Source organism: Rhodococcus jostii NBRC 16295 (assembly GCF_001894825.1).
In the GTDB taxonomy this organism is placed as follows: Bacteria; Actinomycetota; Actinomycetes; order Mycobacteriales; family Mycobacteriaceae; genus Rhodococcus_F; species Rhodococcus_F jostii.
Genome location: NZ_BCWY01000001.1, coordinates 172,995 through 198,401, shown reverse-complemented (window position 1 = coordinate 198,401; position 25,407 = coordinate 172,995). Strand labels below are relative to the sequence as shown.

Here is a 25,407-nt window from a genome sequence, read left to right as displayed (position 1 = left end):
TAGGGGACCTGCCGTCTCTGCAGGTCAAAACCCTATTCTGCCGGGATCAGTCGTCGGTCGGTCGAATCGTCATCACTCCGCCGGCCGGGTATCGGCGGCCCGTACCCTTGCCCCATGTCCGCTGATCCAGGCAGCATCCGCGCCGACGGCCACCAGGCGCTGCCGAACCTGGCCGTGAAGGATGCTTCGGCGGATCCCCACATCATCACAGCGGCGGCCCGTACCGGAACGGACATCGAGCTGCGGATTCACACGTCCATTGCACCGTTCGACGTCGCGGCCGAGCAGTGGTTCCCCGCGGCGACCGGGTTCGACGTCGCGGCCGAGCAGTGGTTCCCCGCGGCGACCGGGTTCGCCGTCACCGTCATCGTGCACACCGTCGACGCGCAGACGAGCGCGCCACGGTATCTGCCGCCCGCGGAGGCTGCCGAGTGGGCGCGAGCGATCTTCTCAACCGTCGACAACGCGCACGGATACTTCCTCGGCGCCGTCGACCCAGACACCGGCAGCCATCGACGCGGGCAGCTCGCCTACCGCCTCTACCTCGACACCGACCGGCAGGCGATTCCCGTTCCTCGGCAGGTGGTCACCTGCCCGCACTACCAACTATCGGCCATCGACGGCAGAGCCGAGATCACCATTCCCACGACGGCCTGACCCGGCAGGCCGGCCGGAAGCTGGACCACGGTCTGCGGGCGCCGCTTCCTCCGCTGTCCGATCTGCACGCCCTCCGAAGGGTGCGACCTTGAAGTCACGTCCACGCTGCTCACTCATGCAATTCCTCCATCCGTCTCGATCCGATCCCCCTGCCAACGACACCTGGTCGCCGCTGCCCCACACAGTGAGGACGACGCCCTGGGGCGGAATCGAGACAGTTGATCCACCCGAGGACGGCCGCGGCACGTGGATACACTTGTGCCACAAGCTCATTGCCACTTCTGAAGCCGACCACGACAGACCTCAGGAATCTCCCGGGCGGGAGCGCGGCGACCACACTACCAGCGCACCGATCCCGGGGCAGGGGACGTGTCATTTCTGATGGTCAAAGAGCAATCCAGTGGCGGATACGACACCACCAGCACTGATGTCGAGCTTGGTGCCGCCGGTGCGAGTTCTCGCCCGGCCAGCGAGCTCGGTCGCGGCCGGCCTGGCGTCACAATCGCCGCCCTAGCGGTCAGGTTAAGCTTCCCGGCATGGCGCTTGGACTCACGCTACGCACGCGCGCCCACCCCGTCGATCTCGAAAACCTCGCCTACGCTGCGCACAAGTTCCGGGAAGCGCTGATTCCGCTGCAGGGCATCACCCCCGACCGCTGCGATGCCGCAGCCACCGAGTTACGGGACAAAGCGCATCACGCCGAGGAACGATTCTTCGCGGCTGTTGCCGGACTCCCCCGCCGCGAGCGCACACTCGCCGGCCACTGGGAGAACGCCGCGGTCATGCGCTTGCGCCACCAACTGGGATTAATCAAATAAACCGAAGAGACTCAGGGTTTGAGAGAGCCGTCTTTCCTGTTTGGCGGGGATGATGGCAGAGAAGGGTGGCTAGACTTGCTCTAAAAAAAATTTGATTCAAGCCTGCGTCAACATGATCGTCGCATTATCGGGCCGCGTACATCTCACGACATAGCCGAGTTCCTCTTCTTCAGCGCCACCGTAAACTGAGCAGGTCCAGCCATCGAAAGTATGCACGCGATCGTTGACGGTTGGATCATTTAGATATCGGTTCATCACCGAAATAGCTGTTGCACAGTCGATCACTGTGTTGTCATTGATAACCGTGCCATTCTTACCTGTTTGCGGGATCAGCACCGTGCCGCACACCTCCCGCTTCGACCCCGACATAGAGTCCGAAGCGATTTCGGAGGCAGCAGTAGGGGCGGACTCGATGTATTCGGTGATGACTTCGAAAGACGCGCCTTGAGCCTGCAAGCGTGGATTCAGGAACGACACGAGGGGCGCGATGACAGCTCCGGCAAAACCGCCAGCAATAAAGGCGACGGATTTTGCGATCAGACCGCCCCCCATCTTACCGATGCACCCCAAAACCTCTTGCACCATCCTTCCAACTGTCCCTGAATCGACGCTGCTGCCCAGATCGGCGTATCCCTCAGCCAATCCTGCTAGACAATCGGCTGCTTCGGCATTGTCGAGAAGCCGCTGATAGGTACCGATCTTGAACTTCGATAAGCCCACTGAGATTCCGTAGCCGAGCAGACCCACTGCATAGACGCCGACGTCATAGGTAAGCGTCCCGATGTCTGGATTTTGTTCGTACTGACCGAAGTCCATCGAAACGCTTCCGCCGGGAAGTAAGAACGTGTCTCCACTGGAGTGCCTGCCAATGATCTGCTGGTACAACGCGCCGGGGGCGTAGGTATCGAGGTCAATATCATTGACCCGGACGTCAAGTGGATCGGGCGTTGCATCGACAGTCCACACGTAGGGCGTATTGGAGTAGAGGTCGATACCCAATCTCCCCTCCTGTGGTCCGGCACGGATGTGTCGAATACAAGCCCACGCCACATCGTCTGTAACATTAGAGACGCTGTATATGGCTTGCGGATAGTTGACCGTCTGCCCGGCGCAATCGGGCTGGGGGAAGCTAATTCCCAAGGTCCGCTCCAGGGTGGAGATCACATCATCGGCAAACCGTTTCGGATCGAACCCGAACAATCGCCACGAGCTGAGGTGGGTCAGCTCAGCAGTAACAATGCTCGACTGACGGTCGAAGACTGCCGGAAGGTACTCGACCACATCGCCGCCGTCGCCCTCGGAGGCAACTGTCAGCTGGACGTCTTGATCGAGTAGCTGTTGAACCCTTTCCCCATCAACGTCGAAGGTGGCGTTGACCGGATTGGCTGGCTGCACTGCCCCGTCATTGAGCGTGATGTCGAACGCATCGCTGAGGGGAATCAACATCTGGCCGACTTCCGGAACGAGGATGCGATCGTTAGATCTGATCTTCACTGACGTTCCCAATGGCGCGACACCGACGCCACCGCTAATCGACAGCGATCCGCTCGACGCAGTGAACCCATCAGCGGAGACAGTGGTCGACTCGGCGGGCGGAGAAGCCGAACAGGATATTGTGAGGCAGATCCCGAGCGTTGCGGCGATAAGAGCAAAGCGCTTGTGGCCCGTCATCTTGCATCCTTACGGGGAGCTCCCGGATCGGTGCAGATCAAAGAATCTCCGGATCTCGGGACGAGGACTCTCGACCAGGCAGGGTCGGGGTAGTGCGCGTACCACCGACACCGCGTTAGCGGTTTCCCGATCTCGGTGGCCACCGGCTCCACTCTGCAGAAATGTTGCGAACGGTCGATTTCCGCAGATGGCTGGCGCGGACGGATCGGCTTGCTGTTGCACATGTGTCCGGACTTGGGGCGATTATTGAGGCGGCGCCTCAATCCTGAAGCCGCGACGATAGGAACAGGTTTCCTGAGGTAATTCGTTGCCGGCGGACTCATATTGGGATCCCACCGCGGGTCCGGCCGACGGTGGTCATCGTTACACCCGGAAGTCGTGAAAGGGGCATAGACAGTCGCCTCCAAGCGCAATGCGTTGTGCAGCATCGCCTTGCGCGTTCTAGGATACGGCCCGGCGGGTGGGGACCGGTTGGTTTCATCGTCCTCTTTGCCTGCTTCGATGTCATCAATGGTTCGCGCATCTAAAGAACACGGAGAGCGACCCGGGAGGCTGCAATTGCAGTCCGGTCGAGCAGGCCCGGTCGAGTGCCCATTCCGGCCTGGACGGCAGTGGCTACTCGATAGCGGGAAACTAGTGTGGCGACAACAATTATCGTCGAGTTGCTACACGAGGCACATGACCATGTGTTTCACTTGCCGAGCCACGCATCGGACCGTATGCGTTCTGCCACAAGATCTGCGAGATTTCGGGGCTTCTCCCGGTTCCGAGGCGATGCGATAGTTACTCGCCGAGCAACGGATATGTTCAACGAATCGGGTGGCGCGCGGCCTTACCTGATGTGTCTCCCTGTAAACCCCTTGATGTTGCAGAAGAACGTCACGGCCGTTTTAGGGTTTATGGGCACGGGATTATGAAAGTTGGATCGGAATACATATCGAGCCACTTGCCGTATGCATCCCCACCTACCGCTCGCACGAGAGTGCAGACCGCTTCTGTGGACTTTCCTGCCGATTTGTACACCGCGTAGATCGGATTGCCCTCGTCCGTCGCCTGCCGCAGGGAGGGACACGCCTGATCCGTGCGCAGGTATGACGACTCCGGGTGTGCAACGAGGAATCGTTGGACGTCCTCGGCGTACTGGCCAGGCGTGATCGCCGACCCCACCACAACGATGCCCGTGCCGTCGCAGCGCGGTTGGGCCATCGGGATGGCAAGTCCGAGATCGCCGAGTCGCGCTGTTTCCGGTGCAGGTGCGGGCGCCGGTACCGGCACCGGGGTTTCGACGTTTGGAGCTGTGGGTGCTTGCCTGCTGTTTGGAGCTGTGGGTGCGTGCCTGCTATCGACCGGCGGGAGTACCGGAACCGGTAGGGCGGCAGTTGTGGTGCTGGTGCCCGCGGCTGACGATGCCTGGCCAGAGTTGCCTTGGCTCACGACCAACCAGGCCACGACGCCGCCCACGGCGAGCATACCGACGAGGAGCAGCGCCATCAGCACCGGCACGACGTGCGAGGGTTTCGGCTGCTGCGTCGGCCCGGTTTGCTGCGGCACCGCGTGTTCGCGGTCCGGCGGCGCCGGATCGAAGGTGGTCGGCTCGATGGTCGGCATCGCGGTGGTCGGCCGGAGCGTGGTCTCCGCGATCGTGCGGGCGGTGTGGCGGTTGTCGTGGGTGAGTGCGGATTGTGCGGCGCTTGCGAACTGCCCGGCGGAGGCGTAGCGGTCCGCGGGATCCTTGGCCATGCCGCGCGCGATTACTGCGTCGAACCCCACCGGGATGGTCCGCATGGTGGTGCTGACGCGCGGTACCGGGGAGGTGAGGTGAGCCTTTATCAGTCCGCTGATCGTGCTGGCCGGGTAGGGCTTGGCGCCGGCCAATGCCTCATACAGCACGCACGCCAGCGAGTAGATATCGGACCGGCCGGTCACCGGCACGTCGTCAAACCGTTCGGGCGCCATATAGGCGTAAGTGCCGATGATGCTGCCGGCGGTGGTCAACTGGGTAGCCAAGGCGTCGCTGGCGATACCGAAATCGACCAGATAGGCGAACTCGTTGTCCCGGTCGCCGGTGATCAGGATGTTTTCCGGTTTGACATCGCGATGGACCAGTCCGGCGGTGTGCGCGGCGTCGAGTGCCGCGGCGATCTGGATGACGATCTGCACCGCCCGTGCCGGCGGCATCGGACCGCCCCTGGTCAGCAGGGTACGCAGATCGGATCCCTCGACGAGCCGCATGTCGATGTACAGCAGACCGTCGATCTCACCCCAATCATGAATCGGGATGACGTGCGGTTCCTGCAGCCGCGCCGCCGCGTGCGCTTCCCGGCGGAAACGCGCCGGATACCCGGGGTTCTTCGCGAACTCCTCAGGCAGGAGCTTCAGGGCCACGGTGCGGCCCTTCACAGTGTCATATGCCCGATAGACCTCGCCCATCCCGCCCCGGGCGAGCAACACCTGCAGTTGGTAACGGCCGAACATCGTGCCGGCCCGCGATCCATCGACCATGTCGTGCTCCCTCTTTGCCCACCGCCGGCGACAACGGCCGGAGCATTCGTATTGTCGGTGATCCAGCGACTAAGTATGGTCGATCGTCCACGGCAAGGGGACGGGTCGAGGCCAGCACCCTCTGCCGAACGGGCGTCATCGGGACGGCGCCCGAATCGAACGCAGTGCTCCCCGAATACACGGATATCGGTGAGCGAGTCTCTCTCCGCCGGGGGCCGCACGGGGCACCCTGCCCGATACCTCCTTCAAAAGTCGAACATGCAACACCGCTGGGGGTACCGGCGATAGACACAGCAAGAGCGGAATCAGCGCACGCCAACGCCGCTTCCACAATCGCGGTGATCAACTAAACGAGAACAACGATGAATCTCAAGCATTTCTTTCTCGCTGCCGTATCGGTCAGCGCCCTTGTCCTGACGGCATGCGGCACCGAGGACACATCACCCCAGGCGCCGGAGCCGGCGCGATCGTCTATTGCCTCGCCGTCGCTCTCACCGCCTCCACCACAGCCACCGGCGCCGACGCCGACGCCGACGAGCGAGCCGGTGGCTGTGCCCGCACCGCCGCCAGTCACCTTCGAGTGCGGTGACCTGGCCGTCTACCAATCCGGCACCGCCCTGTACTCGGACGGGACCGTAGGCTACGAAGCGGTATGTGACACCTACGTTCCCCCGGCCGAGCCGGTCCTGCAGTACTGCGACTACGGGGGCGTGTCGGTCTACACCGACGGATCCTCCTCGACGACGGACCCAGCATGTGCCAGCACGGTCGATCCCGGCAGCGGTGCGTCCGGCTATCCATACGACCCCTCCCAGGACCGCAATGGTGACGGGGTCGTCAACGGATACGAACGCTGCGGCCTCGCTTGTGGGGAAGACCCGACCAGCGGGGAGATCCAACTGCAGTACGGGTGCGAACAGGGTTACATCACAGGCCCCCAATGTAATTGACCAAAATCATTCACCACTGGCTTCGTTCTCCTTCGCCCGCGTCTTTTCACCACCATCGGTTTGCTCGACGAGCAGCTCGACAGTCGGGATCTCCGACGACAGTGGCTGATCTAACGCAACGCGGGCATTACGGGCGTACGTCGTCTCCTGGGAATCGCCGACGTGGAGGCTGTCGATGACTCCGCTGGAACCGAACCATTCCCGTCCCGGCTCGCCCGTGCTCGGCGCCACCGCCTCCGCTCAGACCGTCCCGCGCCACCGACCTCTGTCGAGACGGGCAGTGCTCGCGATGACGGGTGTGGGTGTTCTACCGCGTCCTCGACAAAAGCGCCGGGGCCCGGGTCGCAGCCGACCGTCAGAGGGTCCCTTCGACGTACGACGCCAGGTTCGCCAGCGAGGAGGCAATCCCGGCCTCGTGTACCACTTGGTCGATGCCGGGTGGCACGTCCGTGGCGGTGACGGTCACCTCGGTCCCCTCCTCGGCGGCCGCGAGGTGCCAGGTCATCGTCATAGTGCCCGCGTACAACGGGTCGTCAGCCTCGAACACCGCCCGCTGCACCACCCGCTCCGCTGGCACCAGCTCGGCGAATCCGACATCGACGACATCCGTCGAATCCGAAGTCTTGCCGGGACTGTCGGCGGGGTTCAGGTAGGTCAGAACCATCCGGAACCCGCCACCAGGCCGAGGATCCCACCGCTCGACCCGCCCGCGCATGCCCTCCGGCGGCAACCACACCTCGAGGGACTCCCGGTCAAGGAGGGCGCCGTAGACAATCGCCGGTGGTGCCGCGATCACCCGGCTGGCGCGGTCGGTCCTGTCCATCGCCCGATTCTAGAGCCGAGGAGATTCCATCGGTGGCCCCACAATCTCCACGACGCCACCTCTCGAGGGACCGGGTCGTGCCCCGCCCCCACCGCGAGGTGCTCACCGATCCTCGACCGGCCGCGCACCGTTCCCGCGCCCGGTTTGAGGGACGTCCAGGTACCGCGGGTGAGGTCACCGGGCGCCGGCGCCCACGGCCGGGGCCCGGGTCAGCACCCGGGCCAGCGCCACCGTGGCCGTCAACGGCCACCACCGCGATAACGCACACGAACGTCGCAGGGAGGGTGGAATACTCGAACAGACCAGCGACGCCCACACCCGCGGCGGTGGCCGTCAGTGCACCGACCGGAAGCAACACCGCGAGCATCCGCACGGTCGCCGCGCGCCGATCATCGGCCGCCGCGGCCAACACCCACCACACAGCAAGCAGGGCGCACCCGTAGGCCAGCACCGCACTACCGGCATAGAGCACCGGCACCGAGGCCCATTCCACCGCGATGCCCACAGTGGCCGTGAACACGACATACAGCAACACCAGCATCGGCAACAACCCCACCGTGATACCAGCCAGGGCCGCGGCGACGGTTCGGCCCAGCAGGAAGGTGCGCCGACGGCGGCGTTCGTCCGCGCTCGCCGCGTCCCGCCCCACCCGCCACCCGGACAGCCACAGCACCACCCCGCAACCGGCCCCGGCCACCGCGGCGCCCCCAAGCACGATCACCGACACGATCGATGAATCGGTCCACGCCGGCTGGAACGACGTCGCCACCATGTACGGCCGCGACGTACACCACCACCAAGACCAGCCCGACGACCAAACCTGCAACCCCGAAGATCCCGCTCTGTCTCCCCACCCACCCATCGTGTCACCGGAAGGTGCTCAGATCCGGCAACCGCGGCCACCGGTGGTTCCCCAAGACATGTGCGACCCTCCCGATCCACTCCGCGCGGGAATCGTCGAGTCAGGTTCGCCGGGATACCTCGCACCCCTCCCCGGCACCCCTCCCCGGCACCGCTGCGCGGACAACCGACCACCGCCGAGGATCGTGATCCCCACAGGCTCATAGCCTTCGCGGCAGGGTGGTCACGCTGTGCATCAGGGCCATGTTGCAAGTCACGCGACCGGCATCGCGGCCTGAGCATTATGGAATGCTCGCTCGATCTCGACCGCAATCCGGCCGCGGGAGGACACCTCGTGACCTGCCTTGATCGCCCATTCACGAATCTCCCTCGGCGGCTTCTTCGCCGGAGCCTTCCTCACCGCCACTCTCTTCACCGGCGCCTTCGCCGCGGTCTTCTTCCCGGCCTTCTTTGTCGCGGCCATCTTCTCCGCCGAAGTCTTACTCGCCGCTACCCTCTTGGCCGGAGCCGCCGCCGCTGCCGTCTTCTTGGCAGCTGTCGTGTTTGCGGCCGTCTTCTTTACCGGCGCCGGTTTGACCTGACCCTTCTGCGTCTGAGCGTCGTCGAAGGCTTGCACGATCTCGGCCGGAATCCTTCCTCGGGAGGACACCACGCGGCCGTTCGCGATCGCCCACGCACGAATCTCCTTGTTCGTCGTCTTCTCCGGAGTCTTACTTACCACTTCCCTTTTCACCGGCATTTTGGCCGCGACCGGCTTCTCTGCAACCGCCTTCTTCATGGCCGGCTTCTTCACGGTCGGCTTCTCCGCAGCCGTGTTCGTCGCGACTGTCTTCTTTTCCGCCGGAGCCTTGCTCGCCGCTGTCCTCCTGACCGGAGTCGCTGCGGCGGTCTTCTTGGCGACTGTCTTCTTCGCTGCCGCCTTCTTTTTTACCGGCGCCGGTTTGACTCGAGCCTTCTGCGTCTGAGCGTCGTCGAAGGCTTGCTCGATCTCGGCCGGAATCCGGCCGCGGGAGGACACTTCCAAGTCCTCCCCGATCGCCCACTCACGAATCTCCTTGGTCGTTCTCTTCGCTGGAGCCTTGCTCGCCGCGCTCTTTGTGGGGGCGTTTTCCCCGAGTACGTTCTTCGCGGCCTTCGTCTTCACAGCCGTCGGCTTCGCGATTACCTTCTTCGTGGCCGTCTTCTTTATCGGCGCCCGTTTAGCCTGAGCCGTTTTCGCCTGCGCGTCATGGAAGGCTTGCTCGATCTCGACCGGAATCCTCCCGCGGGAGGACACCTCGCGGCCGTTCGCGATCGCCCACTCACGAATCTCCTTGGTCGTTTTCTTCGCCGATCCTGCAGAACCCCTCGGTGATACCGCCATATTGTTCTCCTTCTCGCCGGGCAATCGTCGAACGCACACAGTAGCGGCATTTCGGTCCTCTCACCGCCAGCGGATCGAAACGGCAACCAATCACACGCGGGCCGCACTGATCTCCGAGGACCCGCGCCCCTCACCCTTTTCGCCCAGCAGGACTACACAGAGCACCACATGTCGACGGTGCCGACGACTGCAGAACCCTTGTGGCCAGCCATGCCTGCCGTCTTCTTGTCGTTGCGGGGAGAGAATACGAATTCGGGTGCTCTGCACTCGGTTCCGTCGATTGGCAGTGAATGCGGCGGAACCCTTTTGGGCATGCACCGAAGTCTTGGGACTGCCATGACGCGAAGCCCAGAGCAGAACAACGGCGGGAAGTGTTCCAGCTCACTATCGAGGCCTTTCGGAGACCGAGAGGGGCGCCATACCAGAGACCCCACTCTCCCAATAGATCTCCGATCCCAACACGGGTTGCGGACGCTGCGTCATGGGCGCGGGGTGCGCGGCCAACCATGCGTGTCCGTTTCAGGCCCGGGCTACGGAAGTCGGGCGCTGCCCGCCCCCACGTATTTCAGGTGGTGGACCTCGTCGAGGACCTTGACCACCTCGTCGCAGGTGCCCGGATCGGTCAGCACGTCATTGGATTCGGCGATGGGAAGTGCGGCCGAGTCGAGGGCTCCGCGGTCGAGCAGCATCAGGGCGAGTTCGGCGGGGTTGTTGCGGCAGCGGTAGATCACCCCGTCGACGCTGGGGTCGGCGCCCAGGATCTGATGGCAGGTGGTGCGGGACCAGGTGTAGGCGCTGCGGTCACAGCCGACCAGGGTCCCGGACAGGTTCAGCGATCGGAGGTCGCCGTCCAGCAGAGACGCCACGGTGATGTCCCGGCCCAGGACCATCCGGGTGTGCGTCTTGCCGGCGAGCCGTGTGCGGCGCACGATCCCCGACCGGGGGATGGGGATGTCGCGCAGGATGCCTTCCGCGACGGCGCCGGCGAGGGACAGGGCGACGTAGAGGTAGCCGCCGTGGGAGTCGTCGATCGGCTCGAACCGCCCTTGCAGCGGGTCGCCGAGTGCGCGGATACCTTTGGCATTGAACGAGTTCGGTGGGTACGGGGATCCGGTACCGGAGATCCGGTGCAGTGTGGTGCCCGCGGGGATCACCCGGGTCTGCGGGGGCCGGCCGTTGTAGCGCTCAGTCACCGGTGTCAGTCCATGCCCATCTGCTCGGCCGCCACCATCAGCTCCACCTCGGCCTCCGTCAGCATGTGCACGGCAAGGCGGTCCACCGGCCGCTGATCACCGATCAATGGGTTCTCGGTGAACCACCAGTCCAGGGTTCCCCACGGGTCGAGGTCGCATTCCATCAGCCGGTTCGCGTGCTCGGCGACGGGGCGGATCTGTTTGCGCTCGCGGTCGAACTGGAACAGCGGATACCGGTACTGGTTGCCGACCTTCAGGCCGAGGAGTTGATGAGTCTTCCGCTTGGCGTTGGCCAGGGCCCGATTCACACTCCCCGACGGGGAGAGGATCTCGGAGACCTCGGTCGAGGAGATCGTGTCGCCCGACAATGAGAGTGGGGACGCGTAGGTGAGGTTGCCGGTCGCGGTCTCCAATTCGACCTGTCCATGCGGATCGGTTCCTACTGTGACGGTCGGGGCCGGATCGGCCAGACCCCGTTCGGTGCGCGGCGCCCGGTCACCCGCGCCGCCCTCGGTGAGGGCGGCGCGGGTGGCACGGGGCAGCCGTTGCAGTTGAATGGTGACCACGTCGGTATCGCTGGTGTCGAACAACGCCCGCATCACCACACCGCCGGCGTCGGCGAGATCGGCGGCGTCCAATGCGGTGCGGAACGCGTCGGTGAGCCAATCCAGCGCCAGCCCCGTCGCCCGGAGATCGAACCGGAGCTCGAAGTCGATCTCGATGCCGCCGGCCGGGCGCCGCGACGCACCCTCGAACGAGGACACCACCCGGGTGATCTCCCGCTGCCACTCCTGCGCACTCCTCGGGCGCTCCCGAACCCGTGTCCCGCCCGCCCGGCCCGCGCCGCGATTCACGACCCGATACCGCGTGCGACCTGTGTTGCCGTCTTCTTTGCTCATGATGACCCGCCCCACCCGAGTACTACGTTTCTTACGATATAGACAAGTGTAAGTATCGTAAGACCATGTGTCCAGGTGCGCGCGCTCCACGTGCCAGTCACCAGCGATTCCCGCGAGCGGAACGGCTGTCGGAGCGACGGGTACGACGTCCCGTTGCCGACCCGGACAGGCACCGTTGGAGAAGAGCCGAATTGCACACCACGCCGCTCGGGGAACATCTGAATCCTCCGGAAGAGGTGGATCCGGCGCCTCACGGTCATCGGCGACGCCGGCGAACGAGACGGTGGATGTGACGCCAGTTACTTTCGAGCGATACCCTTCGGTATCATTCGCCGTGTCGCTACCATCAATGGCACACCGTTCACCACCTCGTTAGAGGTGACCGAGTGTGAATCATCCGGGTTCGTCCCGGTCCCACCGATGTCGAGCCCAGGCATCACCGCACCGACACGCCCTGCGGCCGCGGCGTCGACCCGATCACAGCCCCGGACTCTGGCCTGTCACTGCCGCCACCCGACTGCCACCTCCCGGGCATCGGAAGTACACCGCGATGTGTCGAACCGTTATGTCGCACAACATTTTCGGAAAGCCATGCGCTGACACACTACAGTCCAACCCGGTTACCAATAAGGTCCTGCCCACCCACAGCGCCCCGACATCGATTTGCCTGGCACACATCCCCGGCCACAAGCCCAGGCCCGCCACACCCGCGCGCCCGCCCTGACCGACGGATCGGCTCACCGCTCCCCTCCGAAAGCGACTCCTCCCGCTGTGCCTGATCATTTCCACCACCCCCTCGACCGGGACTGGCAGCACCGCGCCTTGTGCCGCGGCACCGACACCGACATGTTCTTCTCCCCCGATGGTGAACGCGGCAACGTCCGTGCCTGGCGTGAGCGCGCCGCCAAACAGATCTGCCAAGACTGTCCCGTGCTCGCCGACTGCCGCGCTTACGCCCTCACCGCCACCGAGTCTTATGGCATCTGGGGTGGCATGTCCGAGACCGAGCGCGTCCGCCACACCCGGCGCACCCGCCGCCCGGCCCGACCCCGCGAGTGTGTCGTGTCGACGGACCCTCTCACCTGGCGGATCCGAACACCCAGAGCGTGAAGGTAGAACAGCCATGGCCACCGACTACGACGCACCACGAGTCACCGAATCCGACGAGCCGGACACCTCCCTCGAACAGCTGACCGCCAGCCGGAAAGACACCCAGTCCCCCGTCGTCGACGTCGAAGACACTGACACCGCCGAATCCTTCGAACTGCCCGGCGCGGACCTGTCCGGTGAAGAATTCACCGTCCGCGTCATCCCCAAGCAGTCGGACGAATTCACCTGCACCAGTTGCTTCCTGGTCCACCACCGCAGCCGCCTCGCCGACACGGCGCAACAACTCTGCCGCGACTGCGCCTGAGACCGTCAGCGCACTCGAGATACTCGGCCCATCGCCAGGTTAAGCGGAGTCCGCATTGCCCACACTGCGTTCCGCAGGCACGGCAGCCCTGACGGAGCCCTTCCCGAAGATCGCCCGGCGGCGCGGTGGGGCGGGCGGGGCTCGAACCCGCGACCAATCGATTATGAGTCCACGGCTCTAACCGACTGAGCTACCGCCCCATCACCGCACGCCCCCGCTCTGCGGGCGTAGCGATGGTATCTCCACACCGCTGACCGCCCCGCTCGCACACCGGGGGAGGTCTTCACACGCGGCCGAAGAGCTGCCGCACGCCACCGTTGCCATCGACCGCGTACAGCGCCATTCCCAACAGATCGAGAATTCGTTGCGGTGCCCGCCTGGCGGCTTCCACCGATCGCGGCTCGTCCCGCACGACCAACGCAAACGACACCGACTGATCCGCCTCGCTCGGCATCCGCCTCACCAGCTGCCCGATCGCGGTATCGACATCCAATCCCGGTACGGTGGACGCAGCCTCGACCTCGACATAGAGCCGGCGGCCGTCCTTCTCGGCAACGATGTCGACGAACTCCGTATCGGTACGGACCATCCATCCCTGAGACGACAACCACCCCGCGAAGTCCCGGGCCACGCGAGCCTCATCACCTCTCATACCGGACACGGTAAGCCTGAATTGTCAGTTCCGAACAACACCCATGGTGCAAGAGCCGTCAGGCGCGGCTCAGGCATACCCGACAGATCATGCGATGAGATCGACGTACCCCCTTCAGGACCTCATCCACGCAATTCATGTAATCGACTGACTGGTAGCACAATTCGTGTGCACGATGTTCGACGCCGCCCCAGAACCGGCCACGGAGCGGCTGCCGTCGATCATTCTCCCCTGTGTCGGCCGGGTGTCCGCACAGCCGAATCCGGGTCCGGGTTCGGGTTCGGGGCGGAGCGGTGGAAGCCCGGATCGATGGTCAGGTCTTCGGTGTCGGCAAAAACCAGCCGCCCGTCGTCGAGCGCGACCGCCCACCGATGCACCGGCGCCCACCCGTGCCCACCACCACCAGGATCGGTCACCGCCTCGTAATCCTCGACCACCTCACCGATGAGATCGGCCCCGGTGCTCCTGCGGACCAGCACCCGGACACCGACCGTCAACACCGGGCCATCGACCGGCCGGTCGCTGCTGTTTCGGGCCATGTTGATGCACCTCTTCGCTCGGCGAAACTCCCGAGATCGAGCATAAGCACCACCCGGCCCGGTGACGCGACCCGACCTGCACGAACACCACCCGCGCACGGACAGCTGCAGCAGCCGCCACTACGGTACCGTCGGCGGCCACCCAGAAACGCCCAACACAAAACCCGACGTGCTGCGTTCGCGCGACAGCAACCGGCGCAGCCCGCCAGTCGGTTGCTCGAACGCAGTGACATCGTCGGACACGAGATCGGCGACCCGCTACCTCTAAACCCCGTTTCCCATTCGAGCGGCGAGTGCGAAGGTGCGCCCACCGGTCGCGGGCCGAGCACGACATGGCTCGGACGGACTCGGCCACCGCCATGCAAGGCAACGACGCCGCGTGGCGGGCCTGGCCCTACTCAAGAAGGCCGCGCCGGTCAGCCCATCCCTGCCGCAGGACGCGGGCATCAGCGGCGCCTCCCCAAACGGCAAGTCCGACTGCCACTGCCACCAAGCAACGATCTCGATAAATTCACGCGGCGTCAGCACCGCAAGCCCAGCGACGACTCATGCACGAGGCAGTCGAGGAATACACCCACAATGCACTCCGCCTGAAACACCCTGCGTGAGCCTTTCCGGCGCTCGCCGAGCAACGTGCGGAAACACCACCGCGGATTCCGTCGCACAATCGAAGGGAGGGAAGCAGAGATCCTGCGGGAGGTGACGATGCGTCGGGAGGAGCCGGCACCGGTACCGGTGGCCGCACCGATCCGGTGGTGGCGGCTGCGCCGGTGGAGCCGCAACCACCTGATGCGCCCCAGCGACCGCTACGATCGCACGTGCCGCGATCGAACGTCTCGGCAGGCGGGGGTACGGCAGAGGTAGCTTCTCGGGCAGCGAAAGCGCCTGTCCAGCAGTCAGGGTGATCCGCCACAGCCCTAACGGGGCACCCTTCTCCCTACCGCCGCAGCCGCGGCATTGTCACCAGTCAGGTGTTTGGGCTGCTCGTAGCCGAATTCGAGCATGCCCGCGGATGCGAGGTAGGCGGCGCGTTGGTCAATCGAGACCAACCGGTGGACGTTGTCGAGGTCATCGGCCTCCGGGACGTGTGTCCAGCCGCAAGGTCCACCCAGGGCCGATCGTCGCGGCCGTCGACATAGCCCCCCGCCGGGCGGTCTTCCACTCGTCCCAATCCCAGCCCGCATCGATGAAACTCTCGACACCCCAGGCGCTGCAGCAAGCTCTAGCATGACGACTTCATGCTCTCGCTGCGGGATAGGCCGCCAGCGGTATTCGCCCGTGAGGCACTACAGCGGTGCTGGGCACGTAGTTTCAGCCGGACGCAGGCGCGGGGTGGTCGACGCCCGTTCGACGAGCTGCGTATCGATCTCGTGCCGCTGCGCATCGAGCTCTTCGCCGCGGATGCTCCGGAGCAGCAATTCGACCGCGAGGCGCCCCATCTCGGCATAGGGCTGGCGCATCGTCGTGAGCTGCGGGTCGACCAGACCCGCCGCCCGCTCGTCGTCGAAGCCGATGAGTGAGACATCTTCGGGCACCCGAAGCCCGTGCGCCCGCAGGGTACGCAGCGCCGGCGCCGCCAGGAGGTCGGCGATGCAGAAGATGGCGTCGATCTCGGCTCCGCGCTCGAGGGCCGCGGCGAGCGCGGGCAGCGTCGGGCGCGCTTCGTCGAGGAAGTCGTCGCAGTCGATGACGAGCGACTCGTTGTGGGCGATCCCTGCGGCATCGAGGGCATCGCGGTACCCGGCCGCGCGCTCGTCGATGAAGAGGCCGTCGCCCCAATCGGTCGACCCGGTGCCGAGGTCGACGCTCAGCAGGGCGATCGATCGCCGGCCTTGCCCGATCAGGTGCTCGACCGCAATCCGCGCGCCCTCACGATTGCGCGGGGAAACGGTGGGGAAGCGCACCTTCCGGCTCGTATCGTCGATCGCCACTCCGGGCAGGGCGATGCGGTCGCAGGCCTCGCGCACGGCATCCTGGTCGGGAACGCTGATGACGATGACCCCCTCGGTGGGCACGTTCGCGAGGCCCTCCACGATGGCGGCCGCGCCGCCTGGGGTGCCCGCGACGGGGTGCACCATGAGCTGGTAGCCCTCGGCGGAGGCGGTCTTGAACGCAGCGCGCACGACGGGCTCACACCAGACCCAGCCGGCATCGGGCACGATCGCGCTTATCGCATGAAAACCGCCCGAGCGCAGAGCACGCGCCGTGACCGAGGGGCGGTAGCCGAGCTCGCGGGCGACGCCGCGCACGCGCTCGCGGGTGGCCTCGCTCACATCGGGGTGGTCACCCAACGCCCGCGACACCGTCGCCAGGCCGACGCCTGCTGCGCGCGAGACGTCGCTCAGCCTCACCTTGCGTGCCATCGGACCCCTTCCGGATCATCAAAGGCTTGACGCCCCCCTCATTGTGGCCTAACTTACAGCGGAGTCTACCGGTAACGATTCCGGTAACGATTCCGGTAACGCTTCCGAGACCTCCGTTCACTCCGCTCAATGGTGAGGATCCCCGTGTCCGCTTCCCTCAGCACCCCTGAAACAGCCACCGCCACCGCCCCCAAACCGGTCGGCCCGCTGTTCATCTCCGTCTACGCCCTGGCCATGTTCGGCATCTGGATGTCGATCATGCTGCCCGCCTCGGTCACCCTGGCCCTGCGCATCTCCGAGATCAACCCCGAGGGCAAGACCACCAGTTACTCGATCGCCGCCGGCATCGGCACACTCACCGCGCTGCTCGCCAACCCCCTCTTCGGCCGGCTCAGCGATCGCACCCGCAGCCGCTTCGGGCGCCGGCGGCCCTGGATCGTGGTCGGCCTCGCCGGCACCATCGTCGGCGCGGCGATCATCGGGCTCAGCGACTCGATTCCGCTGCTGCTCCTCGGCTGGATCGTCATGCAGGCATTCGTGAACGCGGCCATCGCCGCCACCCTCGCCATCGTGCCCGACCACATCCCCGCGCGGCAGCAGGGTCTGGTCGGCTCGCTGTCGGGCACCGCCTCGGCGGCCGCAGTCGTGGTCGGCGTGTTCTTCGTGCAGTGGTTCCCGTCGAACATCCTCGCCCAGTTCGGCCTGCCGGTGCTGGTGGCCGTCGTGTTCTCCACCCTGCTCCTCGCACTGTTCCGCGACGACGCCCCGGCCGACGACGACATCGAGCCATTCAGCGTCCGCGAGTTCCTCGGCAGCTTCTACATCAACCCGCGCCACTCGCCCGACTTCGCCAAGTTCCTCGCCGCGCTGTTCCTGATCTGCTGCGGACTGGGCGTCATCGCGACCTACACCGTCTACATCCTGCAGGACCGCATCCACGCGCCCGAGGCCGACCTACCGCACCTGATCACCCTCGCCTACGTAATTCCCGGCATCCTCGCTGTCGTCTCGGCGCCGATCGCCGGCTGGCTGAACGACCGCACGGGTCGCCGCAAGCTCGTGCTGGGCATCGACGCGGTCATCGTGGCCGCCGGCATCCTCGTGACCGCCTTCGCGGAGTCGGTACCGATGTTCCTGCTCGGTGTGTGCCTCGTCGCCGGCATCGGCACCGGCGTGCTCTACGGCAGCTACATCGGTTTCGCGGTCGCGACGATGAACGATCCTGCCACCTCGGCGCGCGACCTCGGCGTCACGAACATCGCAATCACCCTCCCCTACTCAATCATGCCGTTCGCCGCCCCACTGCTGCTCGGTATCGGCGACGGCGGCCCCAACTACCCGCTGCTTCTCATCCTCAGTGCAGTGCTCACGCTCTGCGGCTTCGTGCCACTGCTCGCCATCCGCTCCACCCGCTGACCCGACCTGACCGATCGAAACGAGACCATGAACGACTACCGCGATCCCGCACTGCCCGTCGACCGACGCGTCGAAGACCTGCTCGCCCGCATGACCGTCGCCGAGAAGGCTGCGCTGATGTTCCACCCCTCCACCGAGCCGGCCGGCGACGGGCTGAGCGAGGCCGCGGCGCTCGCCGCCGCAGAGCAGTACGCCGGCCGGCGCGGCATCAGCCACTTCAACGTGCTCGGCGGCGCCGACAGCGTCACCGTGGCCCAGTGGCACAACACCCTGCAGGCCATCGCCGAGGACAACCGACTCGGCATCCCCATGACACTCTCCACCGATCCTCGACACGGCCTGCGCAGCAACCTGTTCACCGGGCAGGCCCTCGACAGCCTCTCGCGGTGGCCCGACCCGACCGGCATCGCCGCGATCGGCGGCCTCGACGCCGCACGCGCCTACGGCGAAACCATGCGCCGTGAGCTCCTCGCCATGGGCATCCGGGTCTTCCTCGGTCCGATGGCCGACATCTTCAGCGAGCCCCGCTGGTCTCGCGGCTCGGGCACCTTCGGCGAGGACCCCGAGCGCGTGGCCGAGCTCACGGCCGCGTTCATCGAAGCCCTCCGGGGCGGTGCCGAACTCGGCCCGAACTCGGTCGCCGCGGTCGTCAAACACTTCCCCGGCGGCGGCCCGCAACTCAACGGTGACGACGCGCACGACCCCCGATACCCCGAACAGATATACCCGGGCGGCATGCAGCAACTGCACATGCGCCCGTTCGAGAAAGCCTTCGCCGCCGGCGCCACACAAGTCATGACCTACTACGGCAAGCCCGTCGGCACCTCGTGGGAGGAGGTCGGCTTCGCCTTCAACGCGCCAGTCGTGCGCGACCTGCTGCGGCGCACCCTCGCCTTCGGCGGCATCGTCGTCACCGACTGGAACCTCCTCGAATCCGAAGCGATCGGCGGCCTCCAGTTCGGCCCCAACGGCTGGGGTCTCGAGCACCTGACCCCGCTCGAGCGCGCGGCGATCGCAATCGACGTCGGAGTCGACCAGTTCGGCGGCGACCGCAATCCTGCGCTCGTCGAGGAACTCGTCGACTCGGGCCGCATCGCCGAGTCGCGCATCGACGAGTCGGCACGGCGATTGCTCCGCGAGAAATTCCAGCTCGGCGCCTTCGAGCATCGCCGCATCGACACCGATACCACCCGCGAGGTCTGCGGCTCACCGGTGTTCGTCGAACGCGGCCTCTGCGCCCAGCACGCCTCGCTCGTGCTGCTCGCCGACGACGACGAGACAGTGCTTCCCGCCGGAGCACGTGTGCACCTCGACGGCGTCACAGCCGAAACCGCCGTCGCGGCCGGTCTCGTCGTCGTCGACGACCCCGCCGGGGCCGACGCGGTGATCGTCCGACTCGACTCACCGTTCGAACCGGGCCGGGGTTCGCTCGGCGACTTCTTCCGCGGCGGCTCGCTCGCGTTCCCCGACGCGGTCGTCGCGCGCATCCGCCGATACGCCGCCCAGGCACCCGTGTTCGTGTCGGTGTACCTCGAGCGGCCCGCAGTGCTCACACCGCTGCTCGAACCCGCCGCCGTCGTCGTCGCCGACTTCGGCGCGAGCGACGCGGTCATACTCGCTGCCCTCGCAGGTCGCGCCGCCTTCACGGGCACCCTCCCGTTCGACCTGCCCTCGTCCATGGCGGCGATCGAGGCCTCGCGCGAGGACGTCCCCTTCGACACCGCCGACCCACTCTTCCGCGCGGGCTTCGGGCTACGGCGTGCCGCCTCGGCCGAACGGGAAGGCGTGCATCAATTGAGCGGACGGTGAGGGCCGAAACAAAATGCTGCCTGGGGTTGCACTCGCGCTACCAGCGCTGCTCAATCAGCATCGCCAGAGGCGGGTCGGTACTCACTACGCACGTGGCGACGGCGCCGATTCACTCCTCCGGGAAAGGAGTGAACCCGATCGGGTGTGGACTATCGGGACTACCCGACGCCGGCCTACACCGACGACGAACGCCAGGAGGAACCCGCGGCTCCCATCTCGATCTCCCGCACCTTCGTTCCACGAATCGGAATGATGATCAGGGCATCTCAGGGATGCCCTGATCATCGTTAGTCTTCCCGGTAGTACAGCGTGTGAGTCACGCCGTTGTGGCTGCAGAATGCGTGCGGTCCGAGACATCGATGACGACGAAGAGACGGCTGTTGCGGTTCGTGCGTCGCGGGAGCGGGTCAGTGACGACCTGGCGGCGCAGAGACGATCTTGCTGCCCGCGCAACGCATGCCGGTGGAGATCGCCGAAGTCACCTTCACCAGCACTAACTGCGGCCGGGATGTGATCCACAACTTCAGGCACCGCCGGTTTCGCCTCGCTGTACCCGAAATACAAAGACGGGCACACGAAGACGTTCACTCCGTCCAAACACCGGGAGAGCAAGCCGATCGCAAAGTCCACCCCCAACGCAACGACCTGCCGCCCTCGACCTGGACCCTTCTCCACACTGCGCTACTTAGTACTGCAACGGCACTTATGGGACGTGTCCGCGGGTTCGGTAATGGCAGATGCGGGCCTGGTGCTGTCGGCGTCTCCGCCAGTGCGACCAGGACCAGACGTGTTCGTCGGGGCGGGCGTGTCGCAGGATCAGATGCACGAGCGGCCGCCTGATCTCGGGTAGCGTGTAGCCGATCATGCCCTGATCGTCGATCCCGATTCCCCCTTTACTGCTTCGGTTTTCGTCCCGGCGAGCCAGGCGAGGGCGAGCATCGACAAGGTGGCATGGGCGTACCAGGCCCGGGTAGGTACGCACCTGATACTGGTCCAGGCCGGCCTCGTTCTTGGCCTGCTGGAAGCACTCCTCGACCCGCCACCGCGGTCCGGGGACGGCGGTGAGTTCGGTGAGCGTGGTACGCCGGGGTCCGGCGCAGATGTAGTACGCGATCTCGGTCGGATCTGACAGGCCTCGCCGAAACCGACGCCGACGCAGTGCGCTTCAGCTCGACCTGATCGTGACCGACTGCGCTGCCCATCCCGAGGTCGAGAGTGAGTTCGGCGTGCACGCGCCGGGACCCGCAGGTTGCGCGTGAGGCGGTATCGACACCCCGGATCTGCTCAGTCGGCCCGGCATACCGGACATCGCGCTGGGATGGTGGTCTGGTGCGCCATCGGTGGGGCCTGGAACGTTTTGTCCACCGGCGAGAAGCCGGTCATTCCAACAGAATGTCACGATTGGTTCTTCTGCTCGACAACCCAAGCGGCGATCTGAGCGCGTGAGGTGAACCCCAATTTGGTCAGAACGTGCTCGACGTGTCCTTGCGCCGTGCGCTGAGAAATCACCAGTCGGGCGGCGATCGCCCTATTTGTCAACCCTTCGGTGACCAATAGAGCGACCTCCTGCTCACGCTTGGTCAGTTTCGTAGCGGCAATCGTTGGGGAGGTCGCGTTCGAGGCCTGCTCACCGAGCGCATACGCGACAGCCGCGTCAAGCGCGAGTTCATTGCCTTCTCGCCATGCTGTTGCGAATGCATTCTCTCCTAGCACGCGGCGACTCGTCTGAACACAATCATCGTGGTAGAACAGCAGGTGGGGAAGAAACGTCGGCGAGCTACCCGCGACATTACCGAGTGCCTCGGCTGCTCCCATCAGGATTGCGGCCCGTTGTGCGTCGTCCTCGCCGCCGGCAATCCACGCCAGCGACTCGAGGCACATCGCAGAGCCCACCGGGTCGTCCACCAACCTCGCTATTCGCACCAAACACTGATTCATGAGTTCCCTCGCGCGCGTGAGGTTGCCCTGTCGCCATAACAGGACTGCCATGGCCCACAGCGCGTACGACCGATACACGGATTCACCGCACGACTCCGTGATTGCCAGAACCTGCTCGTAGCACTCGACTGCCCGCTCGGTATGTCCGAGCAGTTCATAAGGCAGCCCCAGCATAGTGAGCGCCTCGACCTGCAAGGCGACATCGTCCTGCCGACGGAACGCTGCCAGTGACTCTTCGAGAAGTGAGCAGGCGCGTGCCGGTTCTCCGTTGTAGAACGCGAGGAGACCGTCGGCGTAGACGACGAATGCTTTAGCCACCGAGTCCGCCGTTCCCGCCGTCAGCGCTCGCCCCTCCTCGACCCGTGCCGCCGCGGCCTCAAGGTCGCCTTGAGATTCGGCCAGTGAGCTGGCCGCATACAACGCTTTGACTCGGTCGACGATCGGCTGTCCGGACTGACGGGCCAGGAGGCGGTCGAGCCAGCGTCGTCCTTCGCTGTACAGGCCTCGAGCGGTCCAGAAGAAGTACAACGATGCGGCGATCCGAAGCCCCACGCCGGGACTTTCGGATACACAGTACTCCAGCGCATCGCGCAGATTCGGCTGTTCCCGATCGATCCGCGCGATCCACTCGAGTTGCCGCGAACTGATCCATTCGGTTTCCGCGTCGAGCGCCAATTGCTGATACCAGTCCCGGTGCCGGCGACGCAGTTCCGGATACTCACCGCTCTGCTGAGCCTTCTCGCGGCCGTAGTCACGCAGGGTCTCGAGAAGCCGGAACCGCACCACCGCTCCCTGCTCCTCTCTGATCAGGATGGACTTTTCTATCAGAGAGGTCAGCGTGTCGAGCAGGTCTTCCGGTGCCGAGCCTTCGCTGCATACCTGTTCTGCCGCATCGAGTTCGACGGTGCCTGCGAATACCGACAGGCGTGACCACACCAGCTGTTCCTGCGGAGTGCACAGCTCGTGGCTCCAGTCGATGCATAGTCGCAGGGTCTGCTGCCGCGTGGGCGCTCGTCTACTTCCGTGGGTCAGCAGCGCATAACTGTCGGTAAGCCTTTGCAGGATCTGCTCGGGCGACATCGCGCGCAGCCGTGCCGCCGCCAGTTCGATCGGCAGTGGCAAGCCGTCCAACCGGTGACAGATCCGCGCAACCGCAATTCTGTTGTCGTCGGTGAGCTCGAAGGTTGAGACGACAGAGGTGGCGCGTTCGGCGAACAACGTCACCGCGTCATAGCGAGGCAGTCCTCGCAGGGAGGGTTCGCGGTCGGGTTCGGGGACCGTCAGTGGGGGAACCCGCAGGACCGCTTCCCCGCCGATCCCGAAGGCCTCACGGCTGGTCGCAAGGATGCGAAGACGTGGGCAGGCCTGCAACAGCGTCTCGGAGAGCTCCGCCACCGCATCCACCACCTGCTCACAGTTGTCGAGGATCAGCAACACCTCGCGCGCGCTCAAGAACTCGAGCAGGATCTCCTCGGGCTGCCTCGCCGACTTCCGCATCCCGAGCGCGGCCGCCACCACATTCACCAAGAGAGACCCGTCTGTCAACTCCCCCAGCTGAACGAGCCACACTCCGTCGGCGAAGTCACGTTGCGCAGCGGTCGCGACCCGCAGGGCGAGCCGCGTCTTCCCCACTCCCCCAATCCCGGTCAGCGTCACCAGACGGGCGGCGGTGAGCAGGTTCCTCGTCTCGGCGAGCTCGCGCCTGCGACCGATGAAACTGGTCAGCTCGAGCGGAATATTTCCCTTCGTGCCGTCGGGTCCCGTCCCCGGACGCCGTTGCTGCGACCCCAGTGTCCGATGGTGCCGCTCCATTTCCGGTTCGGCATGCAACGCCATCTCGTCGACAGGAAACCGATGGCGGCGCTGGACGTCGCGGAGTTCTTCACCGAGCGCCTCAGTGCTGGATTGCCGGTCTTTCGGATGCCCGGACATCGCGCGTTCGACGACCGCGCACAGGTCGTCGGCGATACCCTGCTCACGCAGGTCAGGAACAGTCTGCGTGGTGATGCGGACGAATTGGGCCACCAACTGCTCCCCGCTGCGGCGTTCGAACGCAGCGTGTCCGGTGATTGCACAGAACAAGGTGGCGCCGAGGCCGTAGATATCCGAGGCGGTGCTCGGAGACTCTCCTGCGAGCACCTCAGGAGCGGTGAACGCCGGAGACCCTGTGACGGTACCGCTGGAAGTCTCGAAACCGCCGGCGAAGTGCGTGAGACCGAAATCGGTGAGCGCCGGCTCGCTGTAGTCAGTGAGCAGGATGTTCGCAGGTTTGACGTCGCGGTGCAGGATGCCGAGCCGGTGCGCGGTTGCCAGAGCGCCCGCGAGCTTTACGCCGAGTCGGAGGGTGTCTTCCAATGTCAGCGGACCGTGGTGGCGGATCCGCGCATCGAGGGAATCCTGCGCGTAGTACTGCATCACGATGAAGGGGCGACCACTGTCGGTAGCACCAACCTGCAGGACGTTGGCGATGTTCGGGTGTCCCGTCAACCGGCCCATCGCCCGCTGCTCCCGAAAGAATCTCTCGCGATTCTCCTCGTCCAGGTCGGCGGTGAGTACCTTCACCGCCACCGTACGGTCCAGGGCAGACTGACAGCAGCGGTACACGACACCGAAACCACCGCGCCCGATCTCGTCGGCGTCCTCGAACCCGGCCGCTTCCAGCTCCGCGGTGGCCGAAGGTCTCATCTCAGCGCGCTGCGTATCGAAAGGATCAACATCAGCCATCATCTACCAGCGATTCATCGGATCGAAACCTCTGTGAGTCGTGTCGCCGCTCGACCCCCGAAGCCGCTCTACGTCAGGATATCGCTCCTCGACAGTTGCCAGCGAACTCATCGGATGGCTTCTCTTCTTCTCCTCCGATCGGTCTGAATCGCCCCGACAAGTCCGGAGACTTCGATGTGCCCCGAGTTCCCCGGCGATCCGCCTAAACGGACTCGGTTGCCAACATCAGTGTGACGTCACACCACGATGGGCGCGTCCCGATTCTCGGTTCGGCTATCGGGAGGCCTGCAATATCGTTGAGGTCGATCCGCACGACTAGCTCGGATAGGTGTAAATGACCAGGTCTACGCGGCGAACGTGACCCGGACGCGCCGCCGTCCCGGACCACGGTGCTGATCAACTCGCCTATTCGCTGATGCCAATCTCTATCAGGACGGACCGGAATCTGCTGGGATTCTTCGTTCCTGCGCGCGTTCGCGTTCGGTCACGCCGCCCCACACGCCGTGCTGGTCGGGGGTGTCGAGGGCGTGGGCGAGGCATTGGAGTCGCACCTCGCAGTCCAAGCAGATCTTCTTAGCGTCGTGTTCGCGACGGATTCGTTGTCCGGCGGGCTCGCCTTCGGGGGCGAAAAAGGTGGCCGAACCCGTAGAGCGGCATCGTGCGTGGAGTTGCCAATCCCAGAAGTCAGTGGCCGCGGTGAGTTTGGTCGGCTGTCGCGAGAGCTGTGTCGGCTGCGGCACGGTGGTCTCCTCCGAGCGTGGAGCCCGATGGCGGTCGTCCGGTGGGCGCGGGGAATCTGCGATGGTGGTGCCGGT

Annotated in this window: 20 protein-coding genes, 1 tRNA gene and 2 pseudogenes; 8 read left to right on the top strand and 15 right to left on the bottom strand. The window is 65.3% G+C overall.

Annotated features, from left to right (window positions below):
• The first annotated feature begins 114 nt into the window (after window positions 1–114).
• Complete coding sequence (locus RJ1_RS00940) at window positions 115–657, top strand: N-formylglutamate amidohydrolase (protein WP_073358012.1); 543 nt, start codon at window positions 115–117, stop codon at window positions 655–657.
• 536 nt (window positions 658–1,193) lie between these two features.
• On the top strand, window positions 1,194–1,475 hold the full coding sequence (locus RJ1_RS46640) for a hypothetical protein (RefSeq protein ID WP_162850255.1): 282 nt from the start codon (window positions 1,194–1,196) through the stop codon (window positions 1,473–1,475).
• A 96-nt stretch (window positions 1,476–1,571) separates the two neighbouring features.
• Here the strand turns inward: RJ1_RS46640 and RJ1_RS00930 are convergent, their stop codons facing one another.
• Together RJ1_RS00930 and RJ1_RS00925 are read right to left on the bottom strand one after the other, a co-directional pair.
• Window positions 1,572–3,146, bottom strand: a complete 1,575-nt coding sequence (locus RJ1_RS00930) for a hypothetical protein (RefSeq protein WP_143048797.1) — start codon at window positions 3,144–3,146, stop codon at window positions 1,572–1,574.
• Window positions 3,147–4,043: 897 nt separating this feature from the next.
• A complete protein-coding gene (locus tag RJ1_RS00925; protein WP_073358010.1) occupies window positions 4,044–5,648 on the bottom strand; it encodes a serine/threonine-protein kinase in 1,605 nt (534 codons plus the stop codon).
• 545 nt (window positions 5,649–6,193) lie between these two features.
• Here RJ1_RS00925 and RJ1_RS00920 point away from each other — a divergent pair.
• Window positions 6,194–6,598 carry a hypothetical protein gene (locus RJ1_RS00920; RefSeq protein ID WP_073358009.1) on the top strand — a complete coding sequence of 135 codons (405 nt, stop codon included), beginning with the start codon at window positions 6,194–6,196 and terminating at the stop codon, window positions 6,596–6,598.
• Between the two features lie 6 nt (window positions 6,599–6,604).
• Here RJ1_RS00920 and RJ1_RS00915 read toward each other — a convergent pair whose 3' ends face one another.
• A complete protein-coding gene (locus RJ1_RS00915; protein WP_073358008.1) occupies window positions 6,605–6,829 on the bottom strand; it encodes a hypothetical protein in 225 nt (74 codons plus the stop codon).
• Between the two features lie 124 nt (window positions 6,830–6,953).
• The gene (locus RJ1_RS00910) at window positions 6,954–7,421 is read right to left on the bottom strand and encodes an SRPBCC family protein (RefSeq protein WP_073358007.1); all 468 of its coding nucleotides are present in this window, start codon (window positions 7,419–7,421) and stop codon (window positions 6,954–6,956) included.
• Between the two features lie 497 nt (window positions 7,422–7,918).
• On the opposite strand from RJ1_RS00910, the gene RJ1_RS00905 reads away from it, so the two are divergent.
• Window positions 7,919–8,488 (top strand): hypothetical protein, encoded by a 570-nt coding sequence (locus RJ1_RS00905; protein WP_143048796.1) that lies wholly within the window; start codon window positions 7,919–7,921, stop codon window positions 8,486–8,488.
• 47 nt (window positions 8,489–8,535) lie between these two features.
• On the opposite strand, the gene RJ1_RS00900 is transcribed toward RJ1_RS00905, so the two are convergent.
• The 3 genes from RJ1_RS00900 to RJ1_RS00890 form a co-directional block, all read right to left on the bottom strand.
• A complete protein-coding gene (locus tag RJ1_RS00900; RefSeq protein WP_240319574.1) occupies window positions 8,536–9,645 on the bottom strand; it encodes an Lsr2 family DNA-binding protein in 1,110 nt (369 codons plus the stop codon).
• A gap of 530 nt (window positions 9,646–10,175) precedes the next feature.
• Window positions 10,176–10,838 carry an RES family NAD+ phosphorylase gene (locus RJ1_RS00895; protein WP_162850254.1) on the bottom strand — a complete coding sequence of 221 codons (663 nt, stop codon included), beginning with the start codon at window positions 10,836–10,838 and terminating at the stop codon, window positions 10,176–10,178.
• Between the two features lie 5 nt (window positions 10,839–10,843).
• Window positions 10,844–11,737, bottom strand: coding sequence for a hypothetical protein (locus RJ1_RS00890; RefSeq protein ID WP_143048795.1), 894 nt, complete (start codon window positions 11,735–11,737; stop codon window positions 10,844–10,846).
• Between the two features lie 771 nt (window positions 11,738–12,508).
• Here RJ1_RS00890 and RJ1_RS00880 point away from each other — a divergent pair.
• Window positions 12,509–12,847 carry a WhiB family transcriptional regulator gene (locus tag RJ1_RS00880; protein WP_073358002.1) on the top strand — a complete coding sequence of 113 codons (339 nt, stop codon included), beginning with the start codon at window positions 12,509–12,511 and terminating at the stop codon, window positions 12,845–12,847.
• 13 nt (window positions 12,848–12,860) lie between these two features.
• Window positions 12,861–13,151 (top strand): DUF4193 domain-containing protein, encoded by a 291-nt coding sequence (locus tag RJ1_RS00875; RefSeq protein ID WP_005264106.1) that lies wholly within the window; start codon window positions 12,861–12,863, stop codon window positions 13,149–13,151.
• A gap of 126 nt (window positions 13,152–13,277) precedes the next feature.
• Here RJ1_RS00875 and RJ1_RS00870 read toward each other — a convergent pair.
• The 5 genes and pseudogenes from RJ1_RS00870 to RJ1_RS00845 form a co-directional block, all read right to left on the bottom strand.
• Window positions 13,278–13,351: transfer RNA gene (locus tag RJ1_RS00870), tRNA-Ile, on the bottom strand.
• A gap of 83 nt (window positions 13,352–13,434) precedes the next feature.
• Window positions 13,435–13,782, bottom strand: coding sequence for a hypothetical protein (locus RJ1_RS00865; protein WP_073358001.1), 348 nt, complete (start codon window positions 13,780–13,782; stop codon window positions 13,435–13,437).
• Window positions 13,783–14,024: 242 nt separating this feature from the next.
• Window positions 14,025–14,342, bottom strand: coding sequence for a hypothetical protein (locus tag RJ1_RS00860; protein WP_073358000.1), 318 nt, complete (start codon window positions 14,340–14,342; stop codon window positions 14,025–14,027).
• Between the two features lie 840 nt (window positions 14,343–15,182).
• Window positions 15,183–15,445 (bottom strand): annotated as a pseudogene (locus tag RJ1_RS47440) (hypothetical protein); the annotation flags it as partial.
• A 183-nt stretch (window positions 15,446–15,628) separates the two neighbouring features.
• Entirely contained in the window at window positions 15,629–16,705 is a 1,077-nt protein-coding gene (locus tag RJ1_RS00845) for a LacI family DNA-binding transcriptional regulator (protein ID WP_073357999.1), read from the bottom strand.
• Window positions 16,706–16,849: 144 nt separating this feature from the next.
• Between RJ1_RS00845 and RJ1_RS00840 the strand changes: the two genes are divergently transcribed.
• Both RJ1_RS00840 and RJ1_RS00835 read left to right on the top strand, forming a co-directional pair.
• Complete coding sequence (locus tag RJ1_RS00840; RefSeq protein ID WP_240319573.1) at window positions 16,850–18,121, top strand: MFS transporter; 1,272 nt, start codon at window positions 16,850–16,852, stop codon at window positions 18,119–18,121.
• A 27-nt stretch (window positions 18,122–18,148) separates the two neighbouring features.
• Window positions 18,149–19,930: a glycoside hydrolase family 3 protein gene (locus tag RJ1_RS00835; protein ID WP_073357997.1), complete on the top strand. Its 1,782-nt coding sequence runs from the start codon at window positions 18,149–18,151 to the stop codon at window positions 19,928–19,930.
• A gap of 861 nt (window positions 19,931–20,791) precedes the next feature.
• On the opposite strand, the pseudogene RJ1_RS00830 reads toward RJ1_RS00835, so the two are convergent.
• The 3 genes and pseudogenes from RJ1_RS00830 to RJ1_RS00820 all read right to left on the bottom strand — a co-directional run.
• Window positions 20,792–21,071 (bottom strand): annotated as a pseudogene (locus tag RJ1_RS00830) (IS701 family transposase); the annotation flags it as partial.
• A gap of 254 nt (window positions 21,072–21,325) precedes the next feature.
• Window positions 21,326–24,592 (bottom strand): protein kinase domain-containing protein, encoded by a 3,267-nt coding sequence (locus tag RJ1_RS00825; RefSeq protein WP_073358115.1) that lies wholly within the window; start codon window positions 24,590–24,592, stop codon window positions 21,326–21,328.
• Between the two features lie 428 nt (window positions 24,593–25,020).
• A complete protein-coding gene (locus RJ1_RS00820; RefSeq protein WP_073357996.1) occupies window positions 25,021–25,332 on the bottom strand; it encodes a WhiB family transcriptional regulator in 312 nt (103 codons plus the stop codon).
• Window positions 25,333–25,407: the final 75 nt, after the last annotated feature.